General features: G+C 46.2%; 13 protein-coding genes. 8 read left to right on the forward strand and 5 right to left on the reverse strand.

The window, feature by feature from the left end; all coding sequences use genetic code 11:
* The first annotated feature begins 103 nt into the window (after positions 1-103).
* The 4 genes from MYF79_RS27200 to MYF79_RS27215 all read left to right on the forward strand — a co-directional run bounded on the left by MYF79_RS27200 (position 104) and on the right by MYF79_RS27215 (position 3,674).
* Entirely contained in the window at positions 104-2,314 is a 2,211-nt protein-coding gene (locus MYF79_RS27200) for a TonB-dependent receptor (protein ID WP_247811026.1), read from the forward strand.
* Positions 2,315-2,612: 298 nt separating this feature from the next.
* Positions 2,613-3,188 (forward strand): DUF6934 family protein, encoded by a 576-nt coding sequence (locus MYF79_RS27205; RefSeq protein WP_247811027.1) that lies wholly within the window; start codon positions 2,613-2,615, stop codon positions 3,186-3,188.
* Positions 3,189-3,208: 20 nt separating this feature from the next.
* Entirely contained in the window at positions 3,209-3,385 is a 177-nt protein-coding gene (locus tag MYF79_RS27210) for a hypothetical protein (protein WP_247811028.1), read from the forward strand.
* A 103-nt stretch (positions 3,386-3,488) separates the two neighbouring features.
* Positions 3,489-3,674, forward strand: a complete 186-nt coding sequence (locus MYF79_RS27215) for a hypothetical protein (RefSeq protein ID WP_247811029.1) — start codon at positions 3,489-3,491, stop codon at positions 3,672-3,674.
* 180 nt (positions 3,675-3,854) lie between these two features.
* Here the strand turns inward: MYF79_RS27215 and MYF79_RS27220 are convergent, their stop codons facing one another.
* From MYF79_RS27220 to MYF79_RS27230, 3 genes are all read right to left on the reverse strand, one after another.
* The gene (locus MYF79_RS27220; protein ID WP_247811030.1) at positions 3,855-5,066 is read right to left on the reverse strand and encodes a multiheme c-type cytochrome; all 1,212 of its coding nucleotides are present in this window, start codon (positions 5,064-5,066) and stop codon (positions 3,855-3,857) included.
* A gap of 65 nt (positions 5,067-5,131) precedes the next feature.
* Entirely contained in the window at positions 5,132-6,244 is a 1,113-nt protein-coding gene (locus MYF79_RS27225; RefSeq protein WP_247811031.1) for an AAA family ATPase, read from the reverse strand.
* A complete protein-coding gene (locus MYF79_RS27230) occupies positions 6,228-6,938 on the reverse strand; it encodes an RNA ligase family protein (RefSeq protein ID WP_247811032.1) in 711 nt (236 codons plus the stop codon). Before MYF79_RS27230 ends, MYF79_RS27225 begins: the two co-directional genes overlap by 17 nt.
* A gap of 209 nt (positions 6,939-7,147) precedes the next feature.
* Here MYF79_RS27230 and MYF79_RS27235 point away from each other — a divergent pair, with 209 nt between their 5' ends.
* Positions 7,148-8,524 carry a glucoamylase family protein gene (locus tag MYF79_RS27235; protein WP_247811033.1) on the forward strand — a complete coding sequence of 459 codons (1,377 nt, stop codon included), beginning with the start codon at positions 7,148-7,150 and terminating at the stop codon, positions 8,522-8,524.
* A gap of 59 nt (positions 8,525-8,583) precedes the next feature.
* Here MYF79_RS27235 and MYF79_RS27240 read toward each other — a convergent pair whose 3' ends face one another.
* Both MYF79_RS27240 and MYF79_RS27245 read right to left on the reverse strand, forming a co-directional pair.
* Positions 8,584-9,738 (reverse strand): acyltransferase family protein, encoded by a 1,155-nt coding sequence (locus MYF79_RS27240; RefSeq protein ID WP_247811034.1) that lies wholly within the window; start codon positions 9,736-9,738, stop codon positions 8,584-8,586.
* Between the two features lie 436 nt (positions 9,739-10,174).
* Positions 10,175-11,011 (reverse strand): DUF1080 domain-containing protein, encoded by an 837-nt coding sequence (locus MYF79_RS27245; protein ID WP_247811035.1) that lies wholly within the window; start codon positions 11,009-11,011, stop codon positions 10,175-10,177.
* Between the two features lie 159 nt (positions 11,012-11,170).
* On the opposite strand from MYF79_RS27245, the gene MYF79_RS27250 reads away from it, so the two are divergent.
* The 3 genes from MYF79_RS27250 (at position 11,171) to MYF79_RS27260 (ending at position 13,142) form a co-directional block, all read left to right on the forward strand.
* A complete protein-coding gene (locus MYF79_RS27250; RefSeq protein ID WP_247811036.1) occupies positions 11,171-11,812 on the forward strand; it encodes a hypothetical protein in 642 nt (213 codons plus the stop codon).
* Between the two features lie 246 nt (positions 11,813-12,058).
* Positions 12,059-12,781 carry an SRPBCC family protein gene (locus tag MYF79_RS27255; protein ID WP_247811037.1) on the forward strand — a complete coding sequence of 241 codons (723 nt, stop codon included), beginning with the start codon at positions 12,059-12,061 and terminating at the stop codon, positions 12,779-12,781.
* 61 nt (positions 12,782-12,842) lie between these two features.
* Positions 12,843-13,142, forward strand: coding sequence for a YtxH domain-containing protein (locus MYF79_RS27260; protein WP_247811038.1), 300 nt, complete (start codon positions 12,843-12,845; stop codon positions 13,140-13,142).
* The last annotated feature ends 71 nt before the right edge of the window (positions 13,143-13,213 follow it).

A 13,213-nucleotide genomic window follows, 5' to 3' on the forward strand; every position in this document is an offset into this window, starting at 1 on the left:
TTTTATGGGTGAAATATTAAACGGATTGTTAATCATTTTTTACTTTCGCCGTTTGGCACTGTTAAATACACTGCTGACTATTAACCTAAACGACACGTCCTATATGCGAAAGATCTTTACGCTGATCCTCTCATTATGCACCATTAAAGCCTATTCACAAAGTTACAGCGGCACTGTATATGACCCCGAAAAGCGTCCATTGCAGGAAGCCACCATCTATAACCTGCGTACCGGCGCTCATACGCATACCAATGAAACGGGCGCTTTCCGGCTAAAAGATGGCAAGGAGGGAGACACCCTGAAGGTATCGCACGTTTCCTTTAAGACACAGCTTGTGGTGCTCGATAAGTTATCACAGCAAATCATACTGATACCTTCCAATCTCGAACTCAATGAAGTGGCTATTACCTCTTCTATCAAACACCTGAACATCATATCAGATATTGATCTCAAGACGAACCCCGTGAAATCGTCCCAGGAACTGCTGCGCAAGGTACCGGGCCTGTTCATTGGCCAGCATGCAGGAGGAGGTAAAGCAGAACAGATCTTCCTGCGGGGCTTTGATATTGATCATGGCACTGATATCAATATCAGTGTAGACGGTATGCCGGTCAACATGGTGAGCCATGCGCACGGACAGGGGTACGCTGACCTTCACTTCCTGATCCCGGAGATCATTGAGAATATTGACTTTGACAAAGGCCCCTATCATGCTGATAAGGGCAACCTGGCCACCGCAGGATATGTTGCTTTTAAAACAAAAGACAGACTTGACAACAGCAGCATTACCCTGGAAGGCGGCAAATTCAATACTTACAGGACAATGGGAATGTTTAACCTGGTAAATGATGATAAACAATCTGCATATGTAGCGGCAGACTACCAGATGACCGATGGTTATTTTGTTTCTCCGCAAAACTTTAACCGTATTAACCTGATGGGAAAGTATACCGCTTACATGCCGAACAATGATAAACTGTCGGTATCTGTTTCTCATTTCAACAGTAAATGGGACGCCAGCGGACAAATACCACAAAGGGCCATTGACGCAGGACTGATCACACGTTTTGGGGCTATCGATAATACTGAAGGCGGCAATACACAACGCACCAATATCAATTTGCAATACATCAAACATGCAGATGCGAATACTTTTGTAAGAAGCACCGCCTTCTATAGCCGTTATGACTTTGAGCTCTATTCCAATTTTACTTTCTTCCTGGAAGATGCCGAGAACGGAGATCAGATCAGGCAGAAAGAGAACAGGAGCATTTTCGGTTTTGAATCGGAACTGAATAAAAGCTTCTATCCGGGAGGGAATCCCCTTGAGCTAAAGGCAGCAGCGGGATTGCGTAATGATGCTGCGAATGATATTGAGCTGTCGCATACGGTGAACAGGAAGACCACCCTGGAACAACTGAAACTGGGAGATATCAATGAAACTAATCTGTATGCCTATGCAAGTGCTGAATATAAGGCAGGTAAATGGCTGATCAATCCGGCAGTACGTGTAGATCATTTTAAATTTGACTACGTGGACAAACTGGCTGCTGCTTATGCTACGCAAACACAGAATAAATCTATTGTAAGTCCGAAACTGAACTTCCTGTATAATCCCAGCAATAAGATCCAGTATTTCCTGAAACTGGGCAAGGGATTTCACAGCAATGATACCCGGGTTGTAGTTGCAGAAAAAGGCTTGGCTACCTTGCCCGCAGCTTATGGAGCAGATCTCGGGCTGGTATGGAAACCACTACCGAAACTGGTGCTGAATACTGCCTTATGGTACCTGTTCCTTGAGCAGGAGTTTGTATATGTGGGGGATGCCGGTGTTGTAGAGCCCAGTGATAAAACCACGCGTAAAGGAATTGATCTCGGCGCGCGTTACCAGTTAGGAAAATGGATCTTCATCAACGGCGACTTTACTTATACACATGGCCGTTCCAATGAGGCAGTAAAAGGCGAAGACCGTATTCCTTTAGCACCGGTGGTAACAGCTGCCGGCGGTGTAAGTCTTCATCATCCATCTGGCATTAATGCGGGTATTAATACACGGTACCTGGGGCACCGTCCTGCGAATGAAGACAATAGCATTGTAGCCAAGGGTTATTGTGTAAGCGATGCGAATGTCAGTTATCAATATAAACAGTTTACTATCGGTGTGATCACAGAAAATATATTCAATACGGCATGGAATGAAACGCAGTTTGCAACAGAGAGCAGGTTGAAGAATGAGGCAGCGCCGGTGACGGAGATACATTTCACACCAGGTACGCCGTTTAATGTAAGGGGAATGCTGACGTATAGGTTCTGATGGCGTAAAGAGCCGTATTTTCAAGGGGTTGAGCTAAAGTAAAATATGCTTTAGTTTAACCCCTTTTTATATTTTCCAAAGTACATCATTCAATCTGTTCATTTCGTTCACTTCTGGTATTCCTTAGCCATTACATTCTTTCTGAGGCTGTTAACTTGCCATTAACTCGTTTATGAAATAAAAATTTGAATTTCGAATCTGCATTGCATTGTTTGTTGTCATGTAAACTATGCATCTGTTTCATCAATCTCTGGTATGTATATAAACTGGTTAATCCACAATTCTTAAACAGAGATAAATGGCAAGTATAGTTAAAATCAACTTCGACGATGTTTATGATATTAATACAACATCCAGGGGAATGAAATCAATACTCTTCGACACAGAACTCGCAAACGGGGGTAAAAAAGAACTGATGGTAGCAATAAGCGATCAAGCGCATGAATTAATGCCTAATGTCTACAATTTAGCATTTGGTCCATTAAATGCAGGTGGTAAGATCGACGATAAAGCACAAATAAAACATAAAAACTATTCAAAAGCCTTTTCTACGATACTTTCCCATGCCCGAGCATATCTAACCAGTAATCCCAATCATTATCTGGGGATTGATGGTTCCAATAATTCACGGGCCTTGCTGTATTATAGGACTATCTTAAACAATTTCGATTATCTAAGCAGGCATTTCGAAATTGGGGCATTGAAATATTATGTAAGAATTACGAGGTTTGGTAAATGTCAATATGAAAATCCATTTGATTTTGAAGATGTCAAACCCGATGTGGTAAGAATTACAAAAGATAGTCCAAGGCATCCCGAATTTTTGTATAACTATTTCATTTTTAGAAAAAAACATGACAATAAAATAAGTTAACAAAACTTAAAGCTTTTACTATGAAAAATGATACAATGAAAGACAAGGTTAAGACCTTATCTGAAAAAAAGCAACTAGCTGATAAACCGCCAAGACTTGTGAGTGGCAAATCATCGCTGGCTCAAATTATCAAGACCAAAGAACAGGCAGATGAATTTATGGAGAAGTTAAACAGAGCTTTTAATAACGTTTCATAAAAAGTCAGGTCATGTAAAACCAAGGATCAGGCAGCTACATTTATAAGAAGCCAGGCAAGGTCTTTTAACAAAGTTTCATAAATCAAGCTAATCAAATAAAATTATGAAAGATCCAAAAGTAGAAGAAAGGATTATGGCTTTGATTGAACAAGCCAAAGCAACTGGTAAAACTGTTAAGATCAAGGTACCTGCACATCGCAGATCTTCGTTAAGCCAGATCATTAAAACCAAAGAACAGGCGGATGCATTTATGGAGAAGTTAAACAGGGCTTTTAACAGAGTTCCATAAAAGAAACCATTCAAGGAAGACTCAAAAAAGAATAGGTGCTGAGAGCCAATATCTACGTGTCTCCATCAGGTATCCGAAATAAAGTGAGGTGTATCAACCTTGAAGGGCGCCCAAAAAGTCAGACGCTTTTGGAGACACTTCAAAGTTGATACGCCTTCGTTTTCGATTATAGCAATGCTCTTATCTGTTCTTCTCCACAAACCTTTTCGTTGCATCCTGATAAACATTTACAAAATGCGTACGCACCATATCTGCTTCCGCTACTGATGCATTTGCCAGTTTCAGCATAATTTTCCGCGATGGCAAAAGTGGCATATGACAGTCAACACAATTATCCGCCAGCACTATTCCTGCCGGTGGTTTGTAGGAACAGGAATCATGGGCAACACCGCCCATATTGTGGCAGTTAATACAGCGTTGTGAGAACGCCGCCATGTTCTGCCGCTCGCTGACGTGGACGTTGTGACAGGAGGAACAGTCCAGTTGTTCCGCCATTTTAAAACATTTGCAGGCTGTCAGTAAACCGTATTGATTACCATGCACATCAAGGTTACCCACAGTATCAATATCATAATTTGGGGTAGAATAGTCATCCAGTTTTTGCCCTACGGCAAAACTAAAAGCGGGTTGTGTATGTTTCCTCAAGCCGGAATGACATTGTGCACAGGCATCCAGGCGTTGTTGCCGGGAGAAGCTTTTTGTGCTGATAATATTGCTGGCAGTCTTCAGCTCCGGATGTTGGGTATGGAATGCAACATGCGCAGCGCCGGGTCCATGACATCTTTCACAGTCAATACCGTATAGCAGGGTTTTCTTATTGAACACCGTGATACCGTCCTTCCTTTCCTTTGCTTCAATATAGGTAGCATGGCATTCCAGGCAGGTAGCAGGAATGGGCCTGTCGAAACGGATGTAATTGTCCGAATACCCCGGACTGTTGCACCAGTCGTTGGCAGGAGTAAAATAAGATACCGGCAGCTGGAACAATCTGTTCTTATCCCAATAAAGGTAGGTCTGCCCTTTCCTTCCGGAGCCGATCACGATACCAAACTCCCTTTGCTCGGTAGGGATGCCGTTCATGTAAGCCGTTTGCAGGAAAACGTCTTTCTTCTTTTCCAGTTCCACTACCATCCATTTATTGTAAACAAACTGGTTTTTACCAGGCGTAAAGCTGCCTTTGATACTGGCATCGTCCGGCACTGCGGAGGTCTGAAAATGGGCTGTATGGCGGCTGCTTTTGAAGATGTCGGCATGGCAAGAAGCACATGCTGCTGATCCGGCAAAAGCCGGGTTTCCCCGGGCAGCTGGCACAGATCCGGGATTAAAGGCAGCGCATATAATACTGCCTGTGAATATCACAGATGCGATTAATAAGAATATGAACCCTTTCATTGTTACTGTATGATCATATAAGTAACAAAGAGAAGGCCGGTAAGGTTATAACCGGCCCTCTTTTCTTAGCGCACATGATAAATGACTTCGTGCGCTTCTGTCAGATCAGGGATCTCCAGTTTGCTGATCAGTTTCTGCATGGCATTATAGGGTACGGTTGCTTCCCTGTTACCATTTTGCCGGAACAACTCTTTATACGGCACTTCCACATACACGACCGTAACGCCCGCATCATACTGCATACAAAGGGCTATCAGCTGTTCCCGCATCTGGTGGGTGGTATTGGTGGCATTCCAGACAAAGGAACGCTTGTTCCGCAGGTACCCCCTTGCCTGCTCTTTAGCAGCCTGCACTACTTTGCCGGTGCCACTTCTATCGGCGGGACTGATCTTCATCTGCCTGCGGATATCATCTAATGAGATAATTTCCCATTCCGGTTGCCGGTAGTGTTGCTGTACATACGTATCCTTACCGGCGCCGGGCAATCCGCTCATGATCACGACCTGCACGGCCGGCGCTTTATAGGGCACGTAACCCGGTGCTGCATCTCCTTTCCGCAGATAGTGCATGCGGGCCTGTGCATTCTCAAAAGGCCAGGGGCTTCCCCAGCATTGATGCTCTTTACAATATTCCTCAAAGCAATCGATGCGATATAACAATTCGGCCGTATCGGGGGCTATACGTCCAATCATATCAGCCCTCGCCAGCAGGGCCAGGTGTTGGGTGTTTACCTGTAGTGATGCGTGAATAATGGTACGCAGCGGGTCTCTCTTTTCCAATAACCATAAAGGCAAACTATGATATTTCACCAATTGAGTGATCTGTTCGCGGATATGAAAAGGGGTTGGGATCTCCCTGTATAATATCTGCCGGGCAGTCCCTTCCCCTTTCCTGGCGTGGCCTGCGGAAGTGATCCGGCCATCCGGCCCGGTAACGGTTGTACTGCGTTTCTCAACGTCATGCAGCAGCGCAGCCGCCCAGAGGATCTCTTTATCCTGTGCAGACAATGCCTGGTAAGCAGGTTGTTCCTGCAATGCCGCCAGTACCATTTGCGTGTGGATGGCCACATTCCCTTCTCCATGATGTATGGGGTCTTGTGGCACCTCCTGCATATCGCGTACCCAATCGTAGGTCTGCTCAAGGTATGGCCATGATCTGTTTTCAGTGATTGTCCACATATTTACCTCCTTCATTTTTCAGGGCTGCACGGCGCCAGTTACGCGTCCAGTGTACGTCCGTTTTCACGTGCCCTTTTCTCACATATTTAAATACATTTTCTGCGAATGCAGATACCGGGAAACCGGCTGCATTACGCGTAACAATTCCTTCCATTGTAGCGGGTACACCGGTAGCTGCGTCATATGCGTTAAAGCAGCCGGGACCTTTCACAATATTCAGTATGTTACTTTCAAAATCGGCCTTCACCAATGGTGCCTGTAGTTCCTGAATGACCGGCACTACGGGCAGGTCCAGCATAGCAGCATAAAAGCAGGTCTCTTCCCAGCTTAGCCAGCGGCCATGCTCTCTTATTGCAAACACATAGAAATGATGGTTCAGGTCTTTGTATGCAATAGAGTGTACAGCATACAGGTTCTCCAGGAATATTTCCAGGTTGCCCAGGTCATTCTTTACCAGCTGCCAGTAGCGGCGCAGGCTTTCTGTCCACGGAGATGTGGTGGGCGCCACATGAGAGCGTGCAAACACACCATAGCGGGACAGGCAATTATTTTCGCCATCCAGTTTTTCCGTATGCACCAGGGTAGGAATGGCAGAGATATAATGCCAATAATCATGCTGAATGCGGTCATCGCTGGTAGTGCCCGGCGAAAACGGAAAGTGATAGGTACGGCCATATTTTTCTGAAATAGCCATAACGGGTTATTTTAATTAAACAAAAAGGATTCACAGGCCATTCCTGCAGAACGCAGGTGGCGTAGTTAACAATAGTATGCCTGTGATATTACATGACGCAAGGTTTGTCTGTTTTTTACAATTGCACGCAAAGCTAAGCATTTTCTTCATATGTCCTATGACCTGCCCTATTGATGAACGCAATCGTCAAAAAAAGCTAAATTACGTTTATGAGAAACTTACTATTCCTCTGCCTGCTTGGAGCAATGCTTCCTGCGGTAATGTCATGTGGCAACCCTTCCGGCCACCAGCCGGTGAAAGACAGTACAGCTGTTGATACTTTTGCCTTATCCACGGATTCCATATTTAACATCGTTGAAGAACGTACGTTCCGGTATTTCTGGGATGGTGCGGAACCCGCCAGTGGTATGGCGAGAGAACGTTATCATGTAGATGGCGACTACCCGGAAAATGATATGAATGTGGTTACCTCAGGGGGTAGCGGCTTTGGTGTAATGGCTATCCTGGTAGGAATTGAAAGGGGTTATATCACCCGTCAACAGGGGCTTGAGAGACTAACGAAGATCGTATCCTTCCTCGGGAAAGCAGATCGTTTTCATGGCGCCTGGCCGCACTGGATGTATGGAGAGAATGGAAAGGTAAAGCCATTCGGACAAAAAGATAACGGTGGCGATCTTGTAGAAACGTCTTTTATGATCCAGGGATTGTTATGCGTACGCCAGTATTTTGCCACTGGCAATGACCAGGAAAAATCACTGGCTGCCAGGATCAGCAAACTGTGGGAAGATGTGGAGTGGAGCTGGTACAGGAACGGTAAGAACGTGTTGTACTGGCATTGGTCGCCTACCTATCAGTGGGAGATGAATTTTCCTGTAACCGGCTATAATGAATGCCTGATCATGTATGTACTGGCAGCATCATCTCCTACACATGGTGTGCCCGCAGCAGTGTATCATGAAGGATGGGCCCGCAACGGAGCTATCAGGGACAGCATCAAAGCTTATGGTTATACGCTGTCGCTGTCACACAATTACGCGAAACAGTACGGAGGACCTTTGTTCTGGGCGCACTATTCCTACCTGGGACTTGATCCGCATGGCTTAAAAGACAGGTATGCCGACTATTGGGAGCATAATACCAACCAGACATTGATCAACCGCCAATGGTGTGTGGAGAACCCGAAAAAGTATAAAGGCTACGGCCCTGACAGCTGGGGATTAACAGCCAGCTATTCTGTGAACGGGTATGCCGCACATGCTCCTGGCGACAATACAGACCTGGGCGTCATATCTCCTACCGCCGCACTATCTTCCATGCCTTATACGCCGGAATATTCGAAGCAGGCAATGGTGCACTGGTATAAAGACATGCGCGATAAGCTCTTTGGTCAATACGGGTTTTACGATGCCTTTAGCGAAACAAACAACTGGTATCCCCGGCGATACCTTGCTATAGACCAGGGACCGGCAGTAGTGATGATGGAAAACTACCGTAGCGGTCTGCTATGGAAATTGTTTATGAGTTGCCCGGAAGTAAAATCCGGATTGAAGAAACTGGGGTTTGAAAGCCCTTATCTGAATAAGTAATATCACCGGGGTTGTTGCCTTAAACAACAGCCCCGGCAACCTGCATACGCGCCGCGGCCTTACACCGGAACAGATTGGCGCTGAACAGGCGATGCCTTTCGCGCCAGGACGCGTTGGCGTAGTTTCAGGAAAGGCTTTTCAATGATCCTGTTCAATAGCAAAGCAGCCGATACACATGTGATGATACAGATGATAAACATCAGGGTACTGTTCTGCTCTATACCCATGTTCCCTACCCATAACTGCGTCAGGTGTATAACGCCTTTGTGCGAGAGATAAATACCATATGATAACATTGCCAGTGTAGCGGTGAAACGCAGTTGCTTTTTGTACAGAAAACTCTTTTCACTGACAGCGCCAGCTACCATAGCGCCATAACCAACAGCGATCAGCGGAAAGCCAAAGATGGAGGCATAAAAAGTAGAAGGGTCTTCATTACAAAGGAACCAGGCCCCTGTTAAGATCACAAGGCCTGTCAGCAGTAATTTATTACCCAATGCCATGACCCTTTGCTTAATAGCGGGCAGGAACCGGAAGATGGCTGCTATTGCCACACCGGTAAGCAATCCGTCAAGGCGTGTAAACGTAGGATAATACATCCACATATACCAGGTTACCCAGTAATCGTCTGCTCCCATAGCAGGTTTCAGCAAGGCGAACCAGCAGAATAATCTGACTATAAATCCGCCGGCGAATAAAATGCCCAGCAGCCAGGGACCTGCTTTCAGTGCCTTCCAGCGAACCAGCATGATCAGGATGACAGGCAGCAGGAAGTAGAACTGTTCTTCGATACATAATGACCAGGCATGCGAAAAAGTGCCGCTGTCCTTCAGGTGCAGACCTATATTCTGCGTGAAGGTGAGAAACTTCCAGAGTGGCGGCAGGGCTTCCCTTTCACGGAAGCCGGGCACCATGAAATACAGTGCCAGTACTGTAAGATAAGCGGGGATGATCCTGAAGAAACGTTTGAGGAAGAACTCCCGGAAAGAAATCTGTTCATTGTTGCTGATCTGTGCAAACAGCTGTGATGAAATGAGGTAACCACTCAATACAAAAAACAGGTCTACGCCTGTCCATCCGAAACTGCCGATAGTATCTATCCACCCGGGATGTTTGAAGATGCGATAATGGTAAATGAAAACAAATGTGATGGCGAAGGCGCGCAAGTGGTCTAATCCGGCAAAGTGCTTACCGGGTGCTGGTGTCTGTGACATGAAGAAGGGAGGCTGCGGATTTTGTGTTGCAGGCCACGAATTTACGGAGATCCTGATATCTTTTTGTGGACATTTATAAGCGGTTTTATAGCGGGATGATCTGGTGAAAGTGTCCAGTGCCTTTATTTTGTAACGGCATGCAATTTGTTTCTATAACAGTGGATCAAAACGAACAACATGAGACAGACGAGATTTTTGATCGTGGTACTTGGATTGTTGTTAGCCGGAGCGAGTTGTGTAACCCCTCATCATCCTCCTCCGCCACCGAGGCCACCAAAACCCCCACGTCCGCCGCTTGGCGCCGTGCAATTTAGTATTCCAGACACCGCCTTCCAGCAAGCAACGGTGGTAATGCATTAAAAGAGAAGGACCGGGGATCAGGGATTAAATCGAAGACGGACTCGCATTCAATTCCTCGTTTCCCGGCCCTTCGTTGCTATTTTTTTCTCTTTTGTAATTTTCTCAGTATCGCTTCCAGCTTTACCGGATCATTCACATATGGCTCCAGGTCGAATAATTCTACCTTCCTGAAATCTATAGGGTGACTTTCACTCTGCAAGGAGATAGAACCTTCCGTAAGCATACGTCCTGCCTGCATCAGGGTGCTATCTGCATCCGATACGTTCCCTCCGCCTGTCTGTGGTTTGTTGTATACAATCACAGTGTCGCTGAACACAAAATGTTTGATCACAGAATCGCGCAGTACAAGTGCACCGGCCCGTACCCACTGTTCACCGTGATAGGTTTTAGAGGTAGAAGAAATGCAGTGGTCTGTGATCAGCTTTCCGTTCATCACCACATTGGTACCCGGTGTACAGAGATTGGAAGTAGAGCGGGGATCTTTCCCGTTGCCACCTAACAACTGTTCTTCCAGGGAGATGGGGAAATCCTGGTCTTTGCCCATACTGGCGGCAGATTGTCCATGCAACATTATGCCGCTGTTACGCAATGCCCATCCCGGACCGCCAGGTACCTGTTCTCCCACAAAGCGGTATTCCACCACGATGATATACGCCGAGAAATTCTTGTTATAAAAGATATGACCGTATTGCTCGTTGAAGTTGGTGTACTGATCATAACGCACTTTCAGCAGCCCATCTTCTACCCTGAAAGTGTTGCCATAGTTCTCGTTCAGGTCATGTCCTTTGATCTTAATGTCCCAACCGCTCAGGTCCTTTCCGTTGAACAACTGGAGCCACCCGTCAGCCTTTTTTTTCTGGGCCATTCCTGTGAGTGTCAGCATCAGCATTCCACACGTGAATAGTTTTTTCATACGTTCAGTGATTTATGGCTTTAAGATAGGGAGTAAACGGTATTATTTTTCCAGAATTTTCACCAGCTGTCAATAAAGGCAACAAAGCAGGCGAATTAACTGTTTCTTATACGACCGGAAGTTGGCATATATTTTAGACTACTGATCCCAAAGATTATTATGAGGGCATTTATTACACTTCTGCTGGTATTGCTGGCAACCATCTCTGTAGCACTTGGACAAACAGACTGGAAACAATCGCTCAGGGAAGAACTGGCACAACTCGATAAGACCACCGACTTTAGTGCCTGGCAGCAGGGAGCAGAGAAGATCGGCAAGCTGGCAGCGGCAAATCCGCAGGAATGGCTGTTGCAATATTATACCGGCTGGGCTTATACGCAATCTTCTTTCAAGGCGCCAAAGGGAGAGGCAGAGCCAACGACGGAGAAAGCCGAGCCTTATGTAAAGAAAGCTCTGGAGCTGCAACCGGATAATACAGAGACGCTGACGCTGATGGCATACTGGCTGTCTGCCCGTATCAATGCCAATAATACCAGGGGTATATCACTGGGGCCGGACAGCCGTAGCTATTCAGATAAAGCCATTGCGGCAGATAGTGCCAATCCCAGGGCATACCTTATGAAGGCGCTGGTGATCTATCATACGCCTGCCCTGTTTGGCGGAGGTAAGAAAAAGGCAGCTCCTATCGTGGAAGAAGCGGGCCAGCGGTTTGCTGAATTCAAGCCGAAAAATGAACTGGACCCTCATTGGGGTAATGAGATATTCAGGGAGCTGGAAAAAGAACTGGAAGAACGGAATTAATCCCAGCTGTGACGATGTAATGTAAGATGCCTCCGGGGCGTTCGTCAGGAAACATGTCTTGTTGCGGGTAGGCCGTCCGTGCGTTTTGTTGATGGAGATGCCTTCCTGCAACACATTGACAATGTGTCCCCAATGTGCAATTTTATACGCAATTCCACAGTGAAGCAAGAGTGTAATTTATTGATTATTAATGCATTTTGATTCGAGCAGGATTTTCGCTTATCTGATAACAAAAACCCGTTGTTTATGAGTACATATCAAAGTTTGAATGGACACGGCGAGCCTCGAGCCAGTATGCTCTACGAGCAGTCGAATGTCCTGAATGTAAGCAGGCAGGGGCGTATTGCATCCATCGTGGGCGGCGCTCTTCTCACTAATTCCGCTATCAACAACGTTACCAAGCATCCCATCAGAAGCCTATTCAGACTGGTAGCCGGTGGTTACCTTTTATACCGTGGAATATCAGGGAACTGTCCTATCACTGCCTATGCCGGAAGAAGAATGGGTGAAAAGCACAGCCGTACCATTAAGGTCAGGACAAAATTCAACGTCAGTAAGCCCCGGGACGAGGTATACCAATTCTGGAGAAGGCTGGAAAATCTGCCTCATTTTATGCGGCATCTGGCATCTATCACGGAACATGACGATTTCCATTCACATTGGGTGGTGAAAGGTCCCGGTGGCGTCGGCACACTGGAATGGGATGCAGAGATCATCAAAGACGAGGCCGGTGCATTTATTGGCTGGCGTTCAGCTCCCGGCTCCAATATTGCCACAGCGGGCAAGGTGATGTTTGAAGATGCTCCCGGTGGCGGTACGGATATATCAGTAGTGATCGCTTACCGTCCGCCGGCAGGTTATGTAGGCACAGGACTGGCCTGGTTGCTGAACAGTGCTTTCCACAGGATGGTGGAAAAAGACGTGATGCGTTTCAAGCATTATGTGGAAACCGGTGAGATCACGGCTTAACTGGCCCAATATTTGGAAACTCTTTACAGCCTTTTTATTACACCTTTAAAAATCTTTTATTATGAGCACTGCAAAAATCTTATGTGGAGCCCTGGTTGGTGTTGCTGCGGGTCTTGCCATTGGTATTCTGACCGCTCCGGATAGCGGAGAGGAAACACGCAGAAAGATCAGGAGATCTGCCCATCATCTGCAGGGCCGTGTTAAGCGGATATTAGGTAAAGGTGCGGACGGATTAACAGAGCTGAGATATATCGTTGAGCACGAGGTTACAGGTATGAAAGATGATGTAAAACAAAGGATCCTCACGCTGATAGATGAGGCCATCGAAACCTTCCGGAATTTTAAAAAAGAAGCGGTTTAAAAATAAATATATAACGGATGACCAGCAAAAAAGAAAGTGGCGGTAGCTTTAAAGCTTTACCGCCACTTTAA

The sequence above is a fragment of the Chitinophaga filiformis genome (assembly GCF_023100805.1).
Classification (GTDB): domain Bacteria; phylum Bacteroidota; class Bacteroidia; order Chitinophagales; family Chitinophagaceae; genus Chitinophaga; species Chitinophaga filiformis_B.

Coding starts and splice junctions, on each gene's coding strand:
- MYF79_RS27240 (WP_247811034.1), bottom strand. CDS start 9,738: ATGTCACAGACACCAGCACCCGGTAAGCACTTTGCCGGATTAGACCAC.
- MYF79_RS27210 (WP_247811028.1), top strand. CDS start 3,209: ATGAAAAATGATACAATGAAAGACAAGGTTAAGACCTTATCTGAAAAA.
- MYF79_RS27250 (WP_247811036.1), top strand. CDS start 11,171: ATGAGGGCATTTATTACACTTCTGCTGGTATTGCTGGCAACCATCTCT.
- MYF79_RS27225 (WP_247811031.1), bottom strand. CDS start 6,244: ATGTGGACAATCACTGAAAACAGATCATGGCCATACCTTGAGCAGACC.
- MYF79_RS27235 (WP_247811033.1), top strand. CDS start 7,148: ATGAGAAACTTACTATTCCTCTGCCTGCTTGGAGCAATGCTTCCTGCG.
- MYF79_RS27255 (WP_247811037.1), top strand. CDS start 12,059: ATGAGTACATATCAAAGTTTGAATGGACACGGCGAGCCTCGAGCCAGT.
- MYF79_RS27215 (WP_247811029.1), top strand. CDS start 3,489: ATGAAAGATCCAAAAGTAGAAGAAAGGATTATGGCTTTGATTGAACAA.
- MYF79_RS27230 (WP_247811032.1), bottom strand. CDS start 6,938: ATGGCTATTTCAGAAAAATATGGCCGTACCTATCACTTTCCGTTTTCG.
- MYF79_RS27200 (WP_247811026.1), top strand. CDS start 104: ATGCGAAAGATCTTTACGCTGATCCTCTCATTATGCACCATTAAAGCC.
- MYF79_RS27245 (WP_247811035.1), bottom strand. CDS start 11,011: ATGAAAAAACTATTCACGTGTGGAATGCTGATGCTGACACTCACAGGA.
- MYF79_RS27220 (WP_247811030.1), bottom strand. CDS start 5,066: ATGAAAGGGTTCATATTCTTATTAATCGCATCTGTGATATTCACAGGC.
- MYF79_RS27205 (WP_247811027.1), top strand. CDS start 2,613: ATGGCAAGTATAGTTAAAATCAACTTCGACGATGTTTATGATATTAAT.
- MYF79_RS27260 (WP_247811038.1), top strand. CDS start 12,843: ATGAGCACTGCAAAAATCTTATGTGGAGCCCTGGTTGGTGTTGCTGCG.